18 protein-coding genes and 2 pseudogenes are annotated in these 20,089 nt (G+C 69.0%); 7 read left to right on the plus strand and 13 right to left on the minus strand.

What is annotated here, in order from left to right; translation table 11 throughout:
* Window positions 1-131: 131 nt before the first annotated feature.
* Complete coding sequence (locus Q8A52_RS28380) at window positions 132-1,133, plus strand: AraC family transcriptional regulator (RefSeq protein WP_316756521.1); 1,002 nt, start codon at window positions 132-134, stop codon at window positions 1,131-1,133.
* Window positions 1,134-1,260: 127 nt separating this feature from the next.
* Here Q8A52_RS28380 and Q8A52_RS28385 read toward each other — a convergent pair whose 3' ends face one another.
* The 7 genes and pseudogenes from Q8A52_RS28385 to Q8A52_RS49140 all read right to left on the minus strand — a co-directional run bounded on the left by Q8A52_RS28385 (window position 1,261) and on the right by Q8A52_RS49140 (window position 8,043).
* Window positions 1,261-2,082, minus strand: a complete 822-nt coding sequence (locus tag Q8A52_RS28385) for an SCO6745 family protein (RefSeq protein ID WP_316756523.1) — start codon at window positions 2,080-2,082, stop codon at window positions 1,261-1,263.
* A gap of 46 nt (window positions 2,083-2,128) precedes the next feature.
* A complete protein-coding gene (locus Q8A52_RS28390; RefSeq protein ID WP_316756525.1) occupies window positions 2,129-2,965 on the minus strand; it encodes an alpha/beta fold hydrolase in 837 nt (278 codons plus the stop codon).
* A 137-nt stretch (window positions 2,966-3,102) separates the two neighbouring features.
* Window positions 3,103-4,125, minus strand: coding sequence for a TolB family protein (locus Q8A52_RS28395; protein WP_316756526.1), 1,023 nt, complete (start codon window positions 4,123-4,125; stop codon window positions 3,103-3,105).
* A complete protein-coding gene (locus Q8A52_RS28400; RefSeq protein WP_316756529.1) occupies window positions 4,122-5,390 on the minus strand; it encodes an MFS transporter in 1,269 nt (422 codons plus the stop codon). Before Q8A52_RS28400 ends, Q8A52_RS28395 begins: the two co-directional genes overlap by 4 nt.
* Window positions 5,391-5,395: 5 nt before the next feature.
* On the minus strand, window positions 5,396-6,286 hold the full coding sequence (locus tag Q8A52_RS28405) for an alkaline phosphatase family protein (RefSeq protein ID WP_316756531.1): 891 nt from the start codon (window positions 6,284-6,286) through the stop codon (window positions 5,396-5,398).
* A gap of 324 nt (window positions 6,287-6,610) precedes the next feature.
* Window positions 6,611-6,949: a hypothetical protein gene (locus Q8A52_RS28410; protein WP_316756533.1), complete on the minus strand. Its 339-nt coding sequence runs from the start codon at window positions 6,947-6,949 to the stop codon at window positions 6,611-6,613.
* 606 nt (window positions 6,950-7,555) lie between these two features.
* A pseudogene (locus tag Q8A52_RS49140) lies at window positions 7,556-8,043 on the minus strand (DUF6228 family protein).
* 203 nt (window positions 8,044-8,246) lie between these two features.
* Here Q8A52_RS49140 and Q8A52_RS28425 point away from each other — a divergent pair.
* The 3 genes from Q8A52_RS28425 to Q8A52_RS28435 all read left to right on the plus strand — a co-directional run bounded on the left by Q8A52_RS28425 (window position 8,247) and on the right by Q8A52_RS28435 (window position 11,797).
* Window positions 8,247-9,629, plus strand: a complete 1,383-nt coding sequence (locus tag Q8A52_RS28425; protein WP_316756539.1) for an MFS transporter — start codon at window positions 8,247-8,249, stop codon at window positions 9,627-9,629.
* A 78-nt stretch (window positions 9,630-9,707) separates the two neighbouring features.
* Window positions 9,708-10,424 carry a response regulator transcription factor gene (locus Q8A52_RS28430; protein ID WP_316756541.1) on the plus strand — a complete coding sequence of 239 codons (717 nt, stop codon included), beginning with the start codon at window positions 9,708-9,710 and terminating at the stop codon, window positions 10,422-10,424.
* Window positions 10,421-11,797 carry a HAMP domain-containing sensor histidine kinase gene (locus Q8A52_RS28435; RefSeq protein ID WP_316756543.1) on the plus strand — a complete coding sequence of 459 codons (1,377 nt, stop codon included), beginning with the start codon at window positions 10,421-10,423 and terminating at the stop codon, window positions 11,795-11,797. Before Q8A52_RS28430 ends, Q8A52_RS28435 begins: the two co-directional genes overlap by 4 nt.
* Before the next feature lie 353 nt (window positions 11,798-12,150).
* Here the strand turns inward: Q8A52_RS28435 and Q8A52_RS28440 are convergent, their stop codons facing one another.
* The 6 genes and pseudogenes from Q8A52_RS28440 to Q8A52_RS28465 all read right to left on the minus strand — a co-directional run bounded on the left by Q8A52_RS28440 (window position 12,151) and on the right by Q8A52_RS28465 (window position 16,544).
* The gene (locus tag Q8A52_RS28440; RefSeq protein WP_316756545.1) at window positions 12,151-12,723 is read right to left on the minus strand and encodes a DUF6529 family protein; all 573 of its coding nucleotides are present in this window, start codon (window positions 12,721-12,723) and stop codon (window positions 12,151-12,153) included.
* Window positions 12,720-13,160 (minus strand): COG4315 family predicted lipoprotein, encoded by a 441-nt coding sequence (locus tag Q8A52_RS28445; protein WP_316756547.1) that lies wholly within the window; start codon window positions 13,158-13,160, stop codon window positions 12,720-12,722. The genes Q8A52_RS28440 and Q8A52_RS28445 overlap by 4 nt, the downstream gene beginning before the upstream one ends.
* Before the next feature lie 167 nt (window positions 13,161-13,327).
* A pseudogene (locus tag Q8A52_RS28450) lies at window positions 13,328-13,456 on the minus strand (IS630 family transposase); the annotation flags it as partial.
* A 124-nt stretch (window positions 13,457-13,580) separates the two neighbouring features.
* Window positions 13,581-14,576 carry a TAXI family TRAP transporter solute-binding subunit gene (locus Q8A52_RS28455; protein ID WP_316756551.1) on the minus strand — a complete coding sequence of 332 codons (996 nt, stop codon included), beginning with the start codon at window positions 14,574-14,576 and terminating at the stop codon, window positions 13,581-13,583.
* 274 nt (window positions 14,577-14,850) lie between these two features.
* Entirely contained in the window at window positions 14,851-15,453 is a 603-nt protein-coding gene (locus Q8A52_RS28460; RefSeq protein ID WP_316756553.1) for a DUF1349 domain-containing protein, read from the minus strand.
* 26 nt (window positions 15,454-15,479) lie between these two features.
* A complete protein-coding gene (locus tag Q8A52_RS28465) occupies window positions 15,480-16,544 on the minus strand; it encodes a LacI family DNA-binding transcriptional regulator (RefSeq protein ID WP_316756555.1) in 1,065 nt (354 codons plus the stop codon).
* Between the two features lie 316 nt (window positions 16,545-16,860).
* On the opposite strand from Q8A52_RS28465, the gene Q8A52_RS28470 reads away from it, so the two are divergent.
* Genes Q8A52_RS28470 through Q8A52_RS28480 form a run of 3 tightly spaced genes read left to right on the plus strand, consistent with a single transcriptional unit; the run spans window position 16,861 to window position 20,068 of the window.
* Window positions 16,861-18,159, plus strand: coding sequence for an ABC transporter substrate-binding protein (locus Q8A52_RS28470; protein WP_316756557.1), 1,299 nt, complete (start codon window positions 16,861-16,863; stop codon window positions 18,157-18,159).
* 11 nt (window positions 18,160-18,170) lie between these two features.
* Window positions 18,171-19,238 carry a carbohydrate ABC transporter permease gene (locus Q8A52_RS28475; RefSeq protein ID WP_316756559.1) on the plus strand — a complete coding sequence of 356 codons (1,068 nt, stop codon included), beginning with the start codon at window positions 18,171-18,173 and terminating at the stop codon, window positions 19,236-19,238.
* Complete coding sequence (locus tag Q8A52_RS28480) at window positions 19,235-20,068, plus strand: carbohydrate ABC transporter permease (protein WP_316756561.1); 834 nt, start codon at window positions 19,235-19,237, stop codon at window positions 20,066-20,068. The genes Q8A52_RS28475 and Q8A52_RS28480 overlap by 4 nt, the downstream gene beginning before the upstream one ends.
* Window positions 20,069-20,089 lie beyond the last annotated feature (21 nt).

The following is a 20,089-nucleotide window of genomic DNA, read 5'->3' on the forward strand; positions in this document are numbered from 1 at the left end:
GCCAAACGGCTGTCATTGCCCTACGAGGACCGGCTGTTGCCCTAGTCTGACTACGCGTAACGGACGGCGGCGGCGCGCAGCGACGCCGCTCACCAGGAGCCGTCGTGACGCGTCGCAGCGGAGGAGATGCGTTGTCCGCGGGAAGCTACTTCGTGGAGACGACCAGGACCGGCGAGGTCTCGCCGCCTGAGGGGACCGACCTCTGGAGCGAGCGCATCGACGTCTACCAGACGCGCATGGACTACCGGTTCACCCAGCCCGAAACCTTCCGGGGCGAGCTGGTCCGGCAACGCAGTGACAACTACCAGCTCGTCAAATGGCGCAGCGATCAGATCGAGTACGTCCGCACCCCTGGCCTGATCCGCCAGAAGCCCGACCCCGACTACCGGTTCGTCCTCCCGCTCTCCGGCGAGGTGGTTCTGCGGCAGGACGAACAGGAGACGCGGCTGACGCCGGGGACGGGCAGCCTGCTCACGCTGGGCGAGCCCTTCGAGCTCCTCCATGACGCGTCCTTGCAGGGTTTCATCCTGTCGATCCCGGCCCGGGAGATCGACAGCCCGCTGAACCGGAAGGCTCCCCTGGCCACCGGAATCGATCTGGCGCGAGGGCTGGGCCGTATCGTGCTCGGCATGGTGCGCACCCTGCACGAGGAGCGCGACCACCTCACCGGCACCGCGTTCGAGGCGATCTCCGACCGCATCGTCGAGCTTCTGTGCATGCTCGCCTGCGGCGACGACCGCCCCGACGTCCCGGGCCATCTCAGCGAGGTCGAGGCGCTCGTCCGCCGCTACGTCCGCGACCACGCGGCTGATCCCGGGCTCACGGGTGCGTCCATGGCACGCGCCCTCGGCTGGTCCCTGCGCCAGATCCAGCTGGCCCTCCAGTGCGTGGGCACCACTCCCCGTGGGCTGATCCGTGAGGAGCGCCTGCGCCTGGTTCGCGACCGCCTCCAGTGCGCCGACTGCGAACACATGACGATCACGGAATTGGCCTACGCCTCGGGATTCTCCTCGGCCAGCGCGCTGAGCACGGCCTTCCGCCAGCGCTACGGGCTCAGTCCCCGGGAGATGCGCGACAGAACCCGGCGGGCGTGTGCGCCGAGTCCGGCCGCCGGGGACCTGCGTGCTGTGTGAGCGTCCCCGGCAGGGCGAGGCGTCAAGGGGATGGCACGGCGTCGGCTGTGAAGTCCGTGCACAGCAGACTGCTACCAGGTGTCACTTGCACCGGTTCGCCGGTGCCGATCGGATCCGGGGTGGCCGTTCAGCCGACCTTCAGGAGGCCGGCTTCGACGACGGCGCGGCCGAAGGGGCTTGCCAGTTCGGCGAGACGTTCGCAGTCGGCGTCACCCAGGGCGGCGTAGGCGGGGAGGGCCAGGCGGTCGGTGCGGTCCTCGATGTGCTGGCGCAGGCGTACGCCGTCCGGGCTGAGGGAGTCGCCGTCGAGGAGACCTCGCGTGCGCAGGCGCTCTTTGGTGGCGGCCCACTCGTCCTCGGGCCACGCGCGGCTCGCCTTGAGGAAATCGACGGGAACCTCACCGGTGGCAGCGTGCAGAATCAAGGCCTCCAGGCCTCCCACACCCTCGGTCAGCAAGCACGCGACATGGCCGTCTCCACGGAACTCCCGGAGCAGCGTCTGGGCGTGCCACAGTTGCAGTACCGGTTCGTCCGGCCAGGGCAGCGCGGCATGCGCGGCGAACAGCGGGCGGCCCTGAGCGTGCTCGGCGGCGGCGCCGGCGGCCCTGCGAGTCAGTGCCAAGACCTCGTCGAGAGCGGGGAGTTCGTGGATCCCGGCCCGCCGCAGGGCCTCACCCGCGGCGGCGTACCGCGCGTCCAGCACCTGCTGTGGTGTCGTCGCGTCCCAGACGCCGTGGACCGCCTTCCGTATCAAATCGGGGTTGAAGTTGTAGAAGGTCGAGATGACGAGCTCAGCTGATGCTCGACCGAAGGCGGCGCTGCGGGAGGCGAAGTACCCGGCCCGTCCACCCAGTCCGAGGTCCGCGTACCGCCGCCTTGCCTCGGGGGCGAAATAGATCATGCCGTGTACGGGCTCGAGTCGGCGCCAGGCTGCTCGCGCTGTCTTCATTGCGTCACCTTCCGGGGTTCGGCGAACGGGTATTCGCGTTGGTTCCTTACTCGCCGTGCGCGCGCAGATGTTCGAGCAGAAGACGGCTCAGCGCCTCAGGCGCCTCCTCGGGGACCCAGTGGCTGACGCCCTGGAGGGCCTCGAAGCGGTACGGCCCGTTGACCCACTGCCCGGTCTCCTGCGCGGCCGCCGGGCCGAACGCGCTGTCCTCCGTGCTCCAGACGTACAGCGTGGGCATGTCGATGGCGCCGATCGTGCCGTCAGGGCGGCCGGCCCGGTACCAGTTCAGCGCCGCGGTAAGAGCGCCCGGCTGGGAGAGGTGCCGCACGTAGGCCTCGACGCTGTCCTGCGGAACCTTTCCGGCGTAAATGGAGCGAAGTGCCTCGGCGTTGTCGGCGAGCATGAGCTCCTCAGTCGCGGGCGTTTCGCGCCAGTCGATCATGTAGCGTGATCGTTCGCGCTGGTCCGGGTCGGTGCGCAGAGTGGCGGCCAGGGCGCCGGGGTGCGGGGTCGAGACGACCGTGAGGGTGCGTATGCGGCCGGGGTGGGCATGGGCGGTCCACCACGCGACTGCGCCTCCCCAGTCATGGCCGACCAGGTCGAATGATGACCAGCCCAGCTCCTCCGTGATCGCGACCACATCGTCGACCAGGGTGCTGATGCGGTAGTCCTCGGGCCGTTCGGGGCGAGCCCCGGGGGAGTACCCGCGCTGGTCGGGTGCCACGACCCGGTAACCGTGCGCGGCCAGGGTCGCGATCTGCTGCCGCCATGCCAGGCCCGTCTGTGGGAAGCCGTGCAGCAACAACACCGGGCGGCCCGCGCGCGGACCCGCCGCGACCGCGTGAAACAGGCCCGCCGCAGTGGAGATGCTCAACTCGGTCACGATCCGCCCCTTCATACCGACTGGTCGGTCAGCCTTCAGCCGTACCAACGGTTTGTCAAGGGGCCGACCCTCACGCCTGGCAAGTGCGCGAGGTCGTGAAGCGAACCGCCCTTTCGGGGAGGTCGCCCCTCGACCTGTCACCCCAGGTAGGCGGGGGCCAGGGCCGAGGTCATCAGTCGGCGGGCCGTGCCGGTGCCGTCGGCGGGGACGGTCCACAGGTCGGAGCCGTAGTCGCCGGGAAGGGCGTAGACGAGGGTGGAGTCGTCGCGCCACAGGGCCTGGTCGTCGATGTTGCGCTGCTCGGCGGTCGCGGTCTCCTTCATGGTGCGCAGGTCGAGGACGTACAGCCGCCAGGGGGCGTCGGGTGAGACCCCCCGGACGCGCTTCTTGTAGGCGATCCGGGTGCCGTCGGGTGAGAGCGAAGGGCATTCGACGTTGCGGTGCACGGTGGTCAGGGTGCGTGCTGCGAGGTCGCCCCGCACGAGGTAGGTACGGCCGCCGGTTGCCAGCGTGGCGTAGAAGCGGGTGTCGTCGGCGAAGGTGACACCCCAGACGTTGATGTCCGCGGCGCGGTAGGTGCTGTGGTCCTTGATGATGCGGAACGTCTCCAGGTTGTCGTCGATCGCCCAGGTGCGGGTGTCCACGATGGCGGTGCGGGTGGAGAAGTTGGTGCCGGCATAGGAGTCTCCGCTGACGAAGACCGTCCAGGCCACCAGGTGGCCGGAGGGCGAGACCCGGGCCCGGGTGGGGATGCCGGCTGCCGGGAAGTGGTGCAGCTCGTGCAGATGCGAGTCGAGCACCACGGCCCGGTAGGTGTCCTGCAGCGTGCCGTGCACGGCCTGCAGACAGATGCCGGTACCGGCTGCCGCGTGGAAACGCAGGCACTTGACGCCGGATGTGGTGCGCGGCCCCTGCGGATGGTCGGCGGGCACTGTGGCGATCTCGTCGCGGTGCGGTCCCCAGGTCAGGTTGCGTACCAGCAGCCGACGGCCACCGGCCGGCCGGAGCGAGACGGTACCGGCCTGCACCGTCGGACCGTTCGCCTGCTGCTGGTCGCGCATCCCGGACCGGTGGGCGGCGTACAGCACCGCCCCGGTGCCCACGCTCCCGAGCAGCACGACGGCGACCAGCAGGATCACGAGTCGGGTGGTTCTGGTCATGCGGGCACCTCATCGGCGGTACGGAGGACGAACGAGGCCACGACGGCGCTGACGGCCAATGCGACGGCGGTGACGGCAAGTGCGTCACGCCCGCCCCACAGGTTCCAGGCCGCGCCGAAGGCGAACGAACAGGCGAATCGGGCCAGCGCCTGGCCGGTGCCGACCAGTGCTTGGCCGGCACCCTGGTGTTGCGCCGGTACGGCGCCGGCGGTGGCGGCCGCAAGGATTCCGTCGGTGGCCGCATAGAAGGTGCCGTGCAGCACTAGGACGGCGACCACGGCCGGGACACCGTGCCAGGGGCTGAGCACCAGGCCGTAGCCGAGCAGCAGGACGCCGTGACCGGCCAGGAACAGCCGACGGCGACTGATGCGGTCGGCGAGTGCGCCGAGCGGTACGGCGAGCGTCAGGAAGACAGCGGCGGTGCCCAGCGGCAGCAACGGGAACAGGTGGGCAGGCAGGGCCTCTTCGCGCTGGAGCAGCAGATAGAGGAAGGAGTCGCTGACGGTGGTCAGGCCGAGCAGCGCCGCGCACACGGTGAGTCGGCGCAGTTGCGGGCGGCGCAGCAGTCCGAGTGCATCGCGCAGTGTCGGCCGCTCCGGCTCGGGCGGCTGTGCGGGACCGGCGGGGGAGATGTGGCGGGGCACGAAGAGCACCAGCACCAGGACGCCGAGCACGGCGACACAGCCGCTGACGGCGAAGACCGCGTCGTAGCCGTCGACGGTGGCTCGTAGCACGGCGAAGGCGACGAGCGGGCCGAGCAGCGCGCCGGTGGTGTCCATGGCGCGGTGCACGCCGAATGCCCGGCCCCGGTGCTCGGGTTCGGTGGCCAGCGAGATCATCGCGTCGCGGGGGGCCGTGCGCAGCCCTTTGCCGGTGCGGTCGGCCGCGAGCACGGCGCTGATCACGGGGAGGGTGTGAGCGAGCAGCAGCAGCGGCTTGCACAGCGCCGACAGGCCGTAGCCGACGCCAGCCACGATCTTGTGGCGGCGGCCTCCCCGGTCGGCGAGGTGGCCGCCGGCCAGCCGGACCAGGGCCCCGACACCGTTGTTGATGCCGTCGAGGAGGCCGAACCCGAGGGGGGACAGGCCGAGGCCCGCCACCACATAGAGCGGCAGCACGGCCGTGACCATCTCGGAGGAGACGTCCGTGACGAGGCTGACCGCGCCCAGGGCAAGCACGGTGCCGGGCACAGCGGCCGGCCGCCGCCCCGGACGGGTGTCCGGGGCGACGGCGGGCTTGGTGCTGCGGGAGTCCGCGAGATACACGGGCGTCAGTTCCAGATGCCGGTGATGTCGGATGCCGAGGCGGCGTTGCCCGCGTGCGTGGTCAGACCGGCCAGGTCCTCCACGGTGCGCAGTACGTTGTAGTGGTTGTAGGTGGTTGCGGTGGAGCTGCCGGGGGCGACGTGCTGTCCGTAGAGGACGGTGGGGATGCGGTTGCCGGACTGCCTGTTGTCCTCGTCGAAGGTGACGGCGAGGATGCTGTTGTGGGTCTTGGCCCAGGTGGCGTAGGCGCCCAGGTTGTTCTTGATCCAGGTGTCGCCCGTGGAGACCGAACAGTCGTGCATGTCACTGCACAGGTTCGGTACCACGAAGGAGACCTTCGGCAGCGTCGTGTAGTCGGTCGGGAACTGCGCGAAGGTCATCGCGGTGTTGGTCGGCACGTTGGAGAAGCCGAACCACGGGTTGTGCTTCTGCGCGTAGTTGCCGCTGCTGCAGACGGTCGAACCCTGGCTGGGCAGCGACTCGTTGTAGCTCTTCCAGGTCTTCCCGGCGGCGATCAGCTCGGAGGCGAGGTTGGGCGCGGAGATGGAACCCACCGGGACGCAACTGTCGTCGGTGCGGCCCTGGTTGGAACCCGAGAAGAGCATGTAGTAGTTCGGCTCACTGGGGTGGGTGAGACCGTACGACTGGGTGAGGTTGGCGCCACCGGCCTTGAGGGTGTTGTTGATGTACGGGGCGCTGGAGCTGCCGATGACCTGCGAGTAGGCGTGGTTTTCCATCACCACGACCACCACGTGGTCGGGGGTCGGGAGAGCGGCGGCCTGAGCGGGGGATGTCGTTGCGGCCCACAGACCGATCGACGTGGCGGTGAGGGCGACAGCCCCGGCGAGTGCGGTGAGCGGGCGACTGGTGCGCTTGGGAGCCTTGACGGCGGTCATGACTGTCCTCCGGACAGGGGTGACGGTCGTATGGGGAGCGGCGCGGCAACCCTAGGAGCCCCAAGCAGGGTCTGCGTGAAGGACAGACGAACGGTGGACATCAGCAGGCAAAGGTCGCGCACAAGTCACTCAAAGCAAGGGCTTACTGAACAGGCGTCACCTCACTGCGCGCCGGGCGCAACAAGCTGGGTGGGACGCGAGGGCCACCGCGGGCAACTGCTGGACGAGCCGACCACGGCCCAGTCCCAGGGCACGGGTGGTCGAGCGGCGGTCGACGTCACCGGAGTGGCGAGCAGGCGGTCCTCGGGCCGTGCGCGTCGCGGTTCAGCCGGGCGGAGTCGACAGGTGAGTGAGGATTCCGCACACCTCGTCCACGATCTCCCGGGCCTCTGTCTCGTCCGCGCAGTCGCCCAGCTCGCGCGCCGCCCCTCCGATGACCGTGGTCAGCACGATCACCCTGACCCGGCCTGCGCGGTGCTGCTCGTCCACCTGCAGCAGCCTGGCGTTGCGCCGTACCCATGCCCGGTCCCATTGGCGGCGCAGCGCGTCGAAGCCGGCCGGGCCGTCGTCCTCGGCGAGGAGCCTGCCGAGTGGCCGGTTGTTCCAGATACCGTCCAGGTAGGCCCGTGCGCCCGCGGTGAGGACGGCGACGGGGTCGTCCACCCCGCGGCTGCGCGCCGCTGCCAGCGCTGCCGCGGTCCGGCGCTCTTGCCCCTCCCGAAACTCCTCCCACAGCGCCAGATACAGCCCGCGCTTGCCGCCGGGGAGGTCCGGCCCCCGGGTTTCTCCGGCAGGCCGGATGTCCCGTGCTCGTCCGGTCGATGACGTGCCGCCACCTCAGTCACTGCAGGCTCCACGATGCCGCTCATGGGCAGTCCTCACCTTCCCCGGCATCCTCGCGGGTCGACTTCCCGATCGAGGCGCTGCAGTTGATGCGATTCAAGGGCGAACGGTGGCGGCTGTTCGGCAAGACCGTGGACACTCGCAAGGAGTTCGGTCCGCTCACCGATTGAGCGCGTGAGGGTCCGGGGGCGATTCAGCCGCTCCCGGATGCCCGTGACATACCGACCGGTTAGTATCTGGTTGGAGCGTCGCGGGCGCCCAGCTCTCGCCGACCGTCACTTGGTCATGTCCCGGCGCAGGCCGCCGCTTCCCGCTGAGATGCGAGGTGGTGAACTCGGCTCCCACTGCGTGCGCTTCGAGCGCGCCGTCAGCCCAGCCGTGTCCAGCCAACGTCCAGGTGATCCGAAGGCCGGCGGTCATGGCCACTCACCTCTGCGAGCGGGTGAGGAAGTGCCGGATTTCAGCCGCTAAAGCCGACATCTGCTCCCCGGCCTCCAGCCATGTGGTCACCGAGGCGCTCCAGCCGCCCGTGGCCTTCGGCCACGGGCGCAGAGTCCAGGTCAGACCGACATGCCCACCGGGCCGGAACACCGCAGAGACGGCCAGGTCCGGTCGTTGGTCTGCCAGTCCCGTTCGCCGTCCCACCCTCGGTAGTCCGCAGCCAGTTCCTCCAGGAACGGCGCGAGATCGCTGTCCCCTTCCCAGGCCACCACCTCGTTCACACGGGCAGTCAGTCCTGGAGCCCATGCCTCGACGGCGTAGTGCACGCAGTCCTCGTCGAAGCTGAACCGATCACAGAGCTTCACACCGATGGACTGGTTGTCCCGGCAGCGGATGGTCACACCCAGCTGCTCGTCGATGGCGCTGTCACCGTCTGGAGAGGTCATGGGCCGAACGCTAGGCCAGCAGCGCATCCGTCGTCACCAGAGTTCCTCCAGGGGACAGGGAGCAGCTCACACGACAGCCCTGCAAACACGACACCAGTCGTCGGATGTTAGCTGCATGTTAGATCTCGGCGCCGAATCTTGATGGGCCCGTCGGGCGGCCGCATGCTCATGCGCACTCCCCGCCAGGGGCATCGTTCACCGTCCCCCGAGCCGTCCCGACTGGAGCCGCCATGTCCTCGTTTGCTGTCCTGCCCGAAACCTCGCCCGAGGACCGGGCGAAACGCCGGTTCGCCCTCATCGGGGGATCATTGGGCAATCTCGTCGAGTGGTACGACTGGTTCGTCTACGCCAGCTTCGCGATCTACTTCGCCGACGCCTTCTTCCCGGGCGACAATCCGACCACCCAGCTGATGAACACCGCAGGGATCTTCGCGGTCGGCTTCCTGATGCGACCGGTGGGCGGCTGGGTGCTCGGCCGCGCCGCCGACCGGCACGGCCGCAAGAGCGCGCTCACGCTCACGGTGGCCATGATGACGCTGGCCGCCTTGCTGATCGCCGTCGCACCCGGCTACGACCAGGCGGGCTACCTCGGGGCTGTGGTGCTGCTGCTGGCGCGGCTGCTGCAGGGGCTGAGCATCGGCGGCGAATACGCGGCCAGCGCCACCTACCTGACCGAGGCCTCGGCCCGCAACCGGCGCGGCCTGGGCTCGTCCTTCCAGTACGTGTCGATGACCTGCGGCCAGCTGCTCGGTCTGGGCGTCCTGATCACCCTGCAACACACCCTCAGCACCGCCCAGTTGGAGAGCTGGGGCTGGCGCATCCCGTTCGTCCTCGGAGCGCTCTTCGCCGTGGTGGTGTTCTGGCTGCGGCGCCGGCTCCAGGAAACCGATGCCTTCGCCGAGGAGTCGGACGCGGGCCACGACGACAGCGGCCGCGGCACGCTGGCCCTGCTGTGGCAGCATCGCCGCCAGGCGGGCCTGGTCATGGCGCTCACCCTGGGCGGCACCGTCGCCTACTACACGTACACCACCTATCTCACCAAGTACCTCATCGGCAGTGCGGGCATGGCCAAGAACACCGCCACCCTCGTGAGCTTCACCGCCCTGTCCGTCTTCGCCGTGCTGCAGCCCTTCGCCGGGATGCTCTCGGACCGTATCGGACGCCGCCCGCTCCTGATCACCTTCGCGGTCGGCTGCACCGTCGGCACGTACCCGATCATGACCGCGCTCGGGTCCGTGTCCTCCTTCTGGCAGGCGCTCGGCCTGTCCCTGCTGGCCCTGTTCATCGTCACCGGATACACCTCGATCAACGCGGCCGTGAAGGCGGAGCTCTTCCCCACCCGGGTGCGGGCCCTGGGCGTGGCGCTGCCGTACGCGATCGCCAACGCACTGTTCGGCGGCACGGCGGAATATGTGGCGCTGTGGTTCAAGGACGCCGGCCACGAAAAGATGTTCTTCTGGTACGTCTCCGGGTGCGCGCTGGTCTCCTTGATCACCTACGTGTTCATGCCGGACACGCGCACAGCAGTCCTCAGCCGCGCCGAGGCCGACGCCGACACGGCCCCCGCCCCGGCACCGTCGGCGTACCGCGCCGAGGGCGAGGGCGTCCGCTGATCGTCCCGGTGACCTGGGCCCACCGTTTCCGTAAACTGCAGTCCAGGTCGGCCAGGTCACCGCTCCCAAGGACTCCCCATGCACGCCCTTCTCGTCGAGGACGACGACCGCATGGCCCAGGCGCTCGTCACGGCCCTCGCCCAGCGCGGACACAGCGTCCGCCGGGTCGGCCGGGCCCTGGACGCCCTCCGGCATGTCCGCGAGGCGCAGTTCGTCCTCCTCGACCTGGGCCTTCCCGACCTGGACGGTCTGGAGCTGCTGCGGCGCCTGCGCACCGTCTGCGACGCCCCACTGATCGTCGTCACCGCCCGCTGCGAGGAGCGGGACATCGTCCTGGGACTGCGTGCCGGAGCCGACGACTACGTGGTCAAGCCGTTCCGCATGGCCGAGTTGATGGCCCGGATCGACAGCGTGCGCCGCAGGACTGCGTCGCCGCCCGGCCGCCCGGGCGGCGCCGCGTCTTCCGTGCACGCGGGCGACGTGGAGATCGACCTCGCGGGCCGTACCGTCAGCGTGGCCGGTTCGCTTGTGCGGCTCACTCGCCGTGAGTTCGACGTCCTCGCCTTCCTCGCCGAGCGGCCGGACCAGGTCCACTCCCGGGAGGAGATCCTGGACCGCATCTGGGGCGACGCTTTCCTCGCCGCGTCCCGTTCGCTGGACGTGCACGTGGCCGGCATCAGGGCCAAGACCGGCCGGACCGCTCTGGTGCGCACCGTCCGCGGCTTCGGCTACCAGCTCGGCTCTCCGCCGGCCGACAGGGCGGAGCACGGCGCAGGCGACGGCGGCGGCGGATGAGACGCCGACTGATGATCGTGCTGATGGTGCTCATGGGAGCGGCGATGCTGCTGCCGTCCCTGCCGTTGGCGGACTCCTACGCGAGCGGACGCACCGAACGGCTGCTGCTCCAAAGGCGCTCCGAGGCGGTGCGGTTCGCCGATCTGGCCGACCGGGTGCGCACACGGGCCGACCGGACCGAGCTGTCCGCAGAGATCCGCCGCTACGCCGAGTTGTACGGAGCCTCGGTTGTCGTCGTCGACACGACAGGGCGTACGGTCGCACGGGCCGGGACGGCCCCCACCGTCTCCGTCACTTCCACAGCTGGGGAGGCCCTGCGCCGTGCGCTGACCGGCCGCTCCACCGAACAGCTGCCCACCGTGCGGCCCTGGGGGCCCGACACGGTGGTGCTGGCCGAGCCGGTCGGCCAGGACGAGCGCGTCAGCGGCGCGGTGCTCGTGGCGGCGCCCACCGACGCCGCCCGTCGGGACGTGTCCGTGCGCTGGTCCCTCATAGCCGCCGGAGCGCTGGCCGCGTTCTCTGCCGCGGCACTGGCCGCGGTGGCCATTGCCCGGTGGCTGATGCGGCCGGTCCGTGATCTGGACCGGGCCGTGGAGGGCCTGGCCGCCGGGAGTCTCCAGACGCGGGTGGTCACCGAGAGCGGACCACCGGAGCTGCGTCGGCTGCGCAAGCACTTCAATGCCATGGCGGAGGCCGTGGCCCACTCCGTCGGCCGCCAGCGCGACTTCGTCGCCGACGCCTCGCATCAACTGCGCAATCCGCTGGCCACCCTGGTGCTTCGGCTGGAGAACGTCGAGCCGCACCTGGGCCCCGGCCCCGGCAAGGACGAGCACGCCCGAGCCCTGGAGGAGGCGGAACGCCTCGAGGAACTGCTCGACGGCCTGCTCGCCCTGGCACGGGTGGAGTCGGGCGCGGCGCAACCGGTCGTCCAGGACGTCTCCCGGGCGGTACGGGAGCGGGTTTCGGCCTGGGGACCGGTCTTCCGCGACGCCCAGCTGGAACTGACCGTCACCGCCGTCCCGGACGGCCTGAGCGCACGGGCGCTGCCGGACGCGGTGGGCCGGTTCCTGGACGCCGTCCTCGACAACGCCACCAAGTTCATACCCCCCGGCGGCCATGTGGAGGTGCGAGCCATATCGCGGGACGGCGAAGTGAGCGTACGCGTCAGCGACGACGGCCCGGGCGCGGACGAGGAGCAACTACCCCTGCTGCTGCGCCGGTTCGCCCGGGCCCCGGAGCACCAGAACCTCCCCGGCAGCGGTCTGGGCCTGGCCATCGCCGACGAGATCGCCCAGCTCAGCGGCGGCCGGCTCACGGTGGCCCGGAACCTCCCGCGCGGCCTGGTCCTGGAACTGACGCTCCCGTCCGGCTAAGTTGCTGACGCCGGTCGGAGGTGGGTGTGGTGATGCTGTCCGGTCGTAGCTATCGGCTTGAGCTGACGCCGGTACAGGCATCGGCCCAGACGTGCCGCAAACGTGGGAAGACCTCGGCTGCTTTGCAGGGCAGGACTTCGGCGCCGTCGTGGTCGTCGACGTTGGCCGGGCTGACACACGCCAACAGGACCGTGCCGAGGGTGTCGACCAGTCCGCGGTCGACCTGGCTGCCGGAGCGGACCACGCGCGCTCGCCCAGTATCGACCGCGCGCTCACCGCGGGCTGGCGTAGGGCGTTACCGATCTGGAACAGGGCTGCCGAGCAGGCCATGGCGGGCCGCGACGGCAGCACGGTCAGAAGCCTGGGGCGGAGCCGGCGAAGAACCACAAGGCGGCTGTGTACCACATCAGTGCGATGGCGGTGACCAGGGCACCTCCGGCGACCGGAAGCGCCCAACCGGGCAGTCGGCGGCTGCGTACCACCAGCACCTTGGCGACGAACACGCCGTACAGGACGCAGCCCGTGATGGAGTGCACCGCCACTCGGCTGCTCGTGAACTCAACTCCGTAGGCGGTGATGCACTGGTAGGCGATGGGCAGCGATAGCAGAAAGGCCAGGAGGCCGATGAGCCGGTGTGTGGGGTGCACCCGGTGCGGCGCGGCCCCCGCTCCCGGTAGGCGCCGGTACATCCACAGCCCGAGCAGCAGTTGGACGACCGCGAGTGCCATCAGAGCGTTACCCAGGCGCGATTTGAGATCGATGACGCCGACGCCGTGCTGCCCGAACAGGCCGCTGGTGTAGTCCGGTGTGTGCGTGTGGCCGAACACATATAGCCCCACGGTGACCGCGACCGGTAGCAAAGCAGCCCCAATGCCCGCCACCGTTCGTGCGGGGCGCCGCTTCCGGGCGCCCGTGTGCCCGGTCATGAGTCCACCATCAATCGGGTTCGACCTTGCTGCCGGATGCGGTTACGACGTACCACTGCGGCGTCGCACGCGCTGGTTTCCTCGCCGTCGGTGTCACCGGCCGTCGTGTCACCCGCGAAGCAGTGCAGCGGGTGCCCGGTGTAGGTCACTGGAGTGATGCCGTCGGAGCGCTTCGAGGTACTGATCAGGTTGCTCCTGGCAAACCGCGCCGCCTTGGGCGTGCCGGAGGGGAGCGGAGGCGGCCACGCAAACGCGCATGCTCCGCCGCCGGTCGGCGCAGTCGACTTGGCGTGCTCCTCGGGGAGGTAGAGCGTCTGCCCTTTTCCAGATGTGGGCCCGGCACAGGCGGACGAGATCGTCCGGCTGGGGCAGCCGCTTGCAGCAGAACGCGGCACTGCGGAAACCGCCGGCACCGTCGCCGCGGCCATTCCTTTCATGAGCGCTCCATGGTGTCGGACGGCGCATCAAGGCAGCCGCGGGAGACGGCTCCAGCGGACACCTTCTCCCAGTTGGCCCAGGTGCTTGGGTCCTGTCCACTCCAACTGGTCCGCCTGGGCAGTCGCTGCTCCATTGGTGAGGACTCCGGTTACCTGACTTTGGCTCGTCAGGGTGACGTTCGGTCGTCGAGGGGCAGGCCGGCGCCCGCCATGAAGCCGTCGAGGGCGTCGGGGCCGTACTGAAGGCGTTCGAGCCGGTTGCGTACGAGGGCTTCGAGCCGATCGAGGGCGACTGCGGTCTCAGCCTGCGGAGACCTCGGCACTGGCCGGTCCGGGAGGCAGGGAACCCGTAGGCCGGGCGATCGGCCGAACCTCCTCACAGGGAAATCCCGGCCCCTCGGGACGGCAGGAAGTGGACGGTCAGCCGTATACCGAGCGGTAGTAGGCGACCGCGCCCGGGTGCAGGGGCACCTCACCGGTGGAGATGGCGAACCGGGGCTCCAGCCGCGCTCCTGCAGTCACCTCGCGCAACAGAACCCGCCACTCATCGAACACCACCTGCAGCACCTCCCGCGCCGCACGCTGCGGCACCTCTGCACGGGCCATGAGGTAATTGCCGACCCCGATGGTGCCCACTGGCTCCTTCAGTCCATAGGCCCCCGCCGGCAGCGTCACCGCCGTGTAGACCGGTCCGTACCGCTCGCGCAGTTCGCTCACCTGCCCGTCCAACGGCAGGAATCGCAGCGGCAGTTCGCGTGCCAGGGCCGACAGCGCGGGCGTGGGCACGCCACCGGACCAGATCAGCGCGTCCACCGAGCCCGCGCGCAGTGACGCCACCGACTCCGAGAGCCCGAGCTCCCGCTCCCGCACCGCCCCGCCTCCGGTCAGTCCGGCCACCTGCAACAGCCGCCTCGCCACCACCTGCGCCCCAGAGCCGGGCGCACCGACGGCGACCGGCCTTCCGGCGAGATCCTGAACGATGTGCACCGGCCCGTTCGCCGGCACCACGAGGTGCGTGTAGTTCACGTAGACCCGCGCTAGCGCCGTGACCGCGGCTGGGCGGGTGAAGGGTGACCGGCCCCGTACGGCGTCCTGTGCGCTGTCCGCCATCGCGAGAGCGAGCTGAGCCGAGCCGTCGTCCAGCATGCGCAGGTTGTCCACGCTCGCCGCCGTACTCACCGGATCGATGCGCAGCCAGTGCGTGCGCTGAGCGACCGCCGTCGCCAAAGCCCTTCCGAAGGCGTTGTACGGTCCGCCCTCCGGCCCCGTTGCGAACCGGAGCCGCCGCACCGATGGCGAGTCCCGGGAGCAACCGGCCAGCACGGCGGCCGCGGCGGCAGAGCATCCTGCCCTCAGCAACCGTCGGCGGCTCGCCTCTGCCCCAGTCACGACGGAAGAGTAACCGCATCCTGGCATGCACCACCGCCGACGGCCCTTGAGGCTTTTGGCAGGAGGCCGGGCTCTGTCACGGCAGGAGTGCGCGGGACCCAGCGGCCACAGGCTTTCTCGGTCGAGGTGCTCAAACGTCCCTTTATGAGAGATTTCTCCCCTTCGTGCCGCCTGTGGTCGGCCGACGGGATGCGGGAGTGTCTGCTGCAGCAGGCCCGGGCCTTCGACCACGTCGCGGACCGTGTCGATGAACGGCGGATCGGAGGACGGCTTGGATGTCTGCGATCCGGGGCAGATCCGCTCATGTGTCTGTCGGCTGATGCAGCGCGGTGTCGGCCGGTCCTCGGGTGAAACGGGTGAAGCGAACCTTCAGGCCGTCCCGCTGTGGCGAGCAGCAGAAGGGCCCTGCTGTCGCCAAGGCTTCCGCAGACAGTGGGGCAAGCCGGACCATGCGCCAGGGACCGTCCTCGCAGCGGGCGCGGATGATCACCGCGTCCCCACGGCGGCTGGCCCGCACAGTGACCCTGCGCTTGTGCCAGTCGGGAACCGGGGCCAGCGACCAGTCCGAGACACCTCGGGTGACGACCGCGCCCAGTTGGGGCACTCCGTCGGACGCCTCGACCCCCGCCTTGATCCATGTCTCGGCGTCGACGCGCACCATCAGGCCGGCCTGGTCGTAGAGCGTCTCGAAGTCCGCAAGGAAGGTGACTTCGGTTGCGCTGTCCTGCGGGAAGTCGCGGAGCAGGGCATGTCCGTCATCGCGTACGAAGCCATAGCTGGTGGTGCGCCAGAAATCGCTGCGGGCACGGGCGGTGACCAGAAGATCGGGTCCGTCGGTCTGCATGTGCTGGGGCTCATTGAGCCAGGCACCCTCGTGCCAGGGAACCTCGCGGTGCTGATCCATCTGTCCTCCGTGCCTGCGACTGACTCTCAGAGCCGGCCTTCGGAAAGGCCCGTGCTCTCGCTCCGAGGGGTGGGAGGCGGGGCTGTGGTGGCCCGGGGAATCAAGTGCGTGGGGAGGACGACGTGTTGCTTGCGGTCCGCGTCGGATTCGTGGATGAGCTTCAGGGCCAGTTCGCCGGCCAGGCGGCCCATGTCCGAGGGTGACTGGGCGACCGTGGACAGGTCTGTCCACTGGGCTATCTGGTGGTCGTCGAAACCTATGACGGAGATCCGCTCGGGCACCTGGATCTGGGCCTTGCACAGGAAGTAGATGATGGCGATGGCCAGTTCGTCCATTTCGGCGAAGATCGCAGTGGGCGGCTCCCTCAGGCTCAGCAGCTTCCCGACCCCCTCCATGATGTCCCGCTTGTCCTCGAACGACATGGTGACCACCAGGTCGTCGTCCAGTGGGATGCCCGCCTCGGCGAGTGCCTGCTGGTAGCCGAGCAGCCGTTCGCGCGAGCTGAAGCAGAAGCCGCTGGCGCCCAGGGTCGGTGCGTAGGCGATCCTGCGGTGCCCGAGGTTGAGCAGGTGCCGCGTGGCCTTGCAGGCTCCGGCCACATCGTCGACGTACACGCTCGGGCGGCCCTCGGCGTGCTGGCTGACATAGATGACCGGCATGCCGAGGTCGTCCAGCCGCAAGGTCTCCTCTTCGGTGAGGTCGAACCCGAACACCGCCAGCGCGTCGGCGTTCCGCCGGGCCGGGAGGCGTTCGAAGAACGCGGTGCGCTCGGTCATGTCCGGTATCACGTATACGGACAGCTCCATGCCGGCCGCGCGCAGCAGCGGCCCCAGGCTGGACAGCGCCGACCCCATGAACCACGAGTTGAGGGTGGGCACGAGCGCCGCCACGACCCCGGTCTTGCCCGTGACCAGGCTCGCGGCCTGTCGCGAGACCGCGAAGTTCAGCTCACGAGCGGCCTCTTCGACCCTGGCGCGGACCTCCGGCGAGACGGTGGGCAGGCCGCGCAGGGTGCGCGAGACGGTGGATGGGGAAACCCCTGCCCGTTCGGCGACGTCGGCCATCGTGGGGAGCCGTTGAGCGGATGACATGAGCGGAAGTTAGCACAGATCCGCTTGTCTGTTCACCGTCTTGTGACAGCGCTGTCACGAGGCTGGATTCGTTCCTTTTATTCCGTTTTGCTCCACAAATAAGGTGTGCGGTTCATCTAAATCCGCCTGTGCTACCGGCAAGTTACGCATTGACTTCCCACAGGTGCACTCCTAGCGTGCAAGCGTTGTCTCGACGGGATCGACCCCGTGTCCGGGTAGTCACCCGCTGGCTCATTGACCAGCACTTCTCATTCCCGAAACGTCGTGACAGCACTGTCAGCCGCTGCTTCGGTTTCGCACGACCAGGAGAAAGACAGTGAAGACCAGGACCACCAGAGCCCTTCAGTGTTCGGCAACGCTCGCCACCGCCGGACTCCTCCTCAGCGCCTGCGGCTCGTCCGGGGGCAGTGGCTCCGGGGAGCAGGCCGGGAGCACGTCGTTCCAGGGCCGCGGCCCCATCACGTACGTGGCCGGCAAGGACACCTCCGGCGTCGTCCCGAAGGTCATCGCCCGCTGGAACGAGCTGCACCCGAAGGAGAAGGTCACCTTCATCCAGCTGCCGACGGACGCGGACTCGCAGCGCCAGCAGATGATCCAGAACGCGGAGACGAAGTCCGACGCCTACACGGTGCTCTCGCTCGACGTCGTGTGGACGTCGGAGTTCGCCGCCCACCAGTGGATCGACCGCCTGCCCGAGAAGCAGTTCCCGCTTCGGAGCATGCTGAAGCCGGTGGTGGAGACGGCGAAGTACCGTGGCAACCTGTACGCGGCCCCGGCGAGTTCGGACGGCGGAGTCCTGTACTACCGCACCGACCTGCTGAAGAAGGCTGGAGTCAGCAAGCCTCCCACCACGTGGTCGGAGATGACGGCCGACTGCGCCAAAGTGAAGAAGCTGCCCGAGGCCGCGGGCATGTCCTGCTACGCCGGCCAGCTCCAGAAGTACGAGGGCCTGACGGTGAACTTCGCCGAGGCCGTGAATTCCGCCGGCGGTGTCGTCACCGACGCGAACGGCAAGCCCGACGTCGACACCCCGGAGGCGAAGAAGGGTCTGGACTTCCTCGCCGGCTCCGTCAAGGACGGCACGATCCCCAAGGAGGCCATCACCTATCAGGAGGAGGACGGCCGTCAGGCGTTCCAGTCAGGGAAGCTGATATTCCTGCGCAACTGGCCGTACGTGTACTCCCTGGCCCAAAAGGCCAAGGTGGCGGGCAAGTTCGCCGTCGCACCTCTGCCCGGCCTGAACGGACCCGGCTCCTCCAGTCTGGGCGGTCACAACCTGGCCCTGTCCTCCTTCGCCAAGAACAAGGCCACGGCCCTGGACTTCATGAAGTTCTTCAGCAGTGAGGACAGCGCGGGCACGTTCCTCAAGGACGCCTCCCTCGCCCCGCCGTACGCGGACCTGTACGACGACCCGTCCCTGGTCAAGCAGTACCCGTACCTGCCCGTCCTGAAGGAGTCCATCCTGCGGGCCGTGCCGCGTCCGCGGGTCGTGCAGTACGGAGACGTGACATCGGCGATCCAGCAGGAGGCCTACGCCGCTCTGACCGGCAGCAAGAGCAGCGCGCAGGCGCTGAAGGACCTGCAGAACGACCTGCAGAAGTCCACGGCGCAGTGAGGAGCGGGGCCATGGCCGACACCAAGACCCCGCCCGACACTGCCGCGGACGAGCCGGGCGGCGCGGCGGATGGTCCTTCAGGACAGTCCCGCAGGCCGACGAGCCGTAGGCGCACGCGGACCAGGGCGACCGCGGGCTCGGGGCGGATGGCGGCACTGCTGGTGTCGCCTACGCTCCTGGTGCTGTCGATCGTCGTGCTCTATCCGACGGTCATGGCGCTGAAGGAGTCGCTGTACGGGACCAAGGGGCTGGACCCGAAAACCGGCTTCATCCGCACCAGCGAGCCGTTCGTCGGGCTGAAGAACTACACCGAGGTCTTCGGCACAGCCGGGGACCGATTCTGGAACGCCTTCTGGAACACCACCTTCTTCAGCGTCGTCACCGTGGGGCTGGAGACGGTGATCGGTGTGGCCATGGCCCTGATCATGCACAAGGCGTTCCGGGGCCGGGCCCTGGTACGGGCCGGCATCCTCGTGCCCTGGGCGGTCCCCACGGCCATCTCCGCCCTGCTGTGGCGGTGGATCTTCAACAGCAACGGCATCGCCAACGCCGTCATCGGCCACCAGATCCTGTGGACCACCGAGGGCTTCCATGCCAAGGTCGCGGTGATCATCGCCGAGGTGTGGAAGACCGCCCCCTTCATCGGACTGCTGGTCCTGGCCGGCCTCCAGGTGATTCCCAAGGAGGTCTACGAGGCGGCCCGGATCGACGGGGCCAGCGCTCTACGCCAGTTCTGGCACATCACCGTGCCCCTGGTGAAGCCCGCGTTGCTGGTGGCGGTGCTGTTCCGGTGCCTGGACGCGCTGCGGATGTTCGACCTGCCGTACATCCTCATAGGCGCGCAGAAGAACTCGGTGGAGACCCTGTCCATGCTCGCGCAGAACGAGGCCTCCAACGTCCGCTTCGGACCGGCCTCCGCCTACGCGGTGCTGCTCTTCCTCTACGTCTTTCTCATCGCGCTCGCCTTCGTCCGGCTGCTCGGCGCCGACCTCGTCGGCGGCGGCGCCGCACGCGGCAGCGAAGGCAGGAACAGGCGTCGGCGTATCGCGGCGCTGCGCCGTGCGGAGGTGACGGCATGACCATCACGGCAAAATGGCGGAGTCGGCTGCTGTACGTGGGTGTTGCCGCGGTGGTGGCCTACTGTCTGGCCCCGTTCTACTGGATGCTGGTCTCCAGCCTGCGGCGCACCTCGGACATCTTCGACACCTCGCTGCTTCCCTCCCGGGTGTCGTTCGAGAACTACCGGGCGGTGTTCAACCCGTCCCAGGGGTTCACGCACGCGCTGCTCAACAGCCTGATCGTGGCCGGTATCACCACCGTACTGGCGCTTCTGCTGGCCACGTTCACCGCCTATGCGATGGCTCGGCTGGAGTTCCGTTTCAAGCGGCTGATCCTCACGCTGATCATCGCCACTTCGATGTTCCCGGTGGTGTCGATCGTGGTCCCGCTGCTGAAGCTGTTCACGGACATCGGCTGGATCAACACCTATCAGGCCATGATCGTGCCGAGCATGTCGTTCGCGCTCCCGCTGGCGGTGTGGAACCTGACCACGTTCTTCCGGCAGATGCCGGACGAGCTGGAGCACGCCGCCATGATCGACGGCTGTACCCGGGGGCAGGCCTTCCGTAAGATCATCATTCCGCTGGCCGCGCCGGGCATCTTCACCACGGCGATCATCACCTTCATCGCCGCCTGGAACGAGTTCCTCATTGCCCTGTCGATGACGAACAAGCCCGTCATGCAGACCGCACCGGTCTCCATCTCCAAGTTCTCGGGCGCCACCCAGTTCGAGACTCCCTTCGGCAGCCAGATGGCAGCAGGAGTCCTGGTCACCGTCCCTCTGGTGGTCATGGTGCTGCTCTTCCAGCGCCGCATCGTCGCCGGACTCACCGCCGGCGCGGCGAAGTAGACACCGGGCGGCATGCCGTCC

This window comes from Streptomyces herbicida (assembly GCF_032656585.1).
GTDB lineage: Bacteria > Actinomycetota > Actinomycetes > Streptomycetales > Streptomycetaceae > Streptomyces > Streptomyces herbicida.

Bases quoted from the DNA above. Each gene is read 5' to 3' on its own strand.
- Q8A52_RS28435 (WP_316756543.1), top strand. From the start codon at position 10,421: ATGAGACGCCGACTGATGATCGTGCTGATGGTGCTCATGGGAGCGGCG.
- Q8A52_RS28425 (WP_316756539.1), top strand. From the start codon at position 8,247: ATGTCCTCGTTTGCTGTCCTGCCCGAAACCTCGCCCGAGGACCGGGCG.
- Q8A52_RS28465 (WP_316756555.1), bottom strand. From the start codon at position 16,544: ATGTCATCCGCTCAACGGCTCCCCACGATGGCCGACGTCGCCGAACGG.
- Q8A52_RS28460 (WP_316756553.1), bottom strand. From the start codon at position 15,453: ATGGATCAGCACCGCGAGGTTCCCTGGCACGAGGGTGCCTGGCTCAAT.
- Q8A52_RS28455 (WP_316756551.1), bottom strand. From the start codon at position 14,576: ATGCCAGGATGCGGTTACTCTTCCGTCGTGACTGGGGCAGAGGCGAGC.
- Q8A52_RS28445 (WP_316756547.1), bottom strand. From the start codon at position 13,160: ATGAAAGGAATGGCCGCGGCGACGGTGCCGGCGGTTTCCGCAGTGCCG.
- Q8A52_RS28405 (WP_316756531.1), bottom strand. From the start codon at position 6,286: ATGACCGCCGTCAAGGCTCCCAAGCGCACCAGTCGCCCGCTCACCGCA.
- Q8A52_RS28430 (WP_316756541.1), top strand. From the start codon at position 9,708: ATGCACGCCCTTCTCGTCGAGGACGACGACCGCATGGCCCAGGCGCTC.
- Q8A52_RS28440 (WP_316756545.1), bottom strand. From the start codon at position 12,723: ATGACCGGGCACACGGGCGCCCGGAAGCGGCGCCCCGCACGAACGGTG.
- Q8A52_RS28475 (WP_316756559.1), top strand. From the start codon at position 18,171: ATGGCCGACACCAAGACCCCGCCCGACACTGCCGCGGACGAGCCGGGC.
- Q8A52_RS28395 (WP_316756526.1), bottom strand. From the start codon at position 4,125: ATGACCAGAACCACCCGACTCGTGATCCTGCTGGTCGCCGTCGTGCTG.
- Q8A52_RS28480 (WP_316756561.1), top strand. From the start codon at position 19,235: ATGACCATCACGGCAAAATGGCGGAGTCGGCTGCTGTACGTGGGTGTT.
- Q8A52_RS28385 (WP_316756523.1), bottom strand. From the start codon at position 2,082: ATGAAGACAGCGCGAGCAGCCTGGCGCCGACTCGAGCCCGTACACGGC.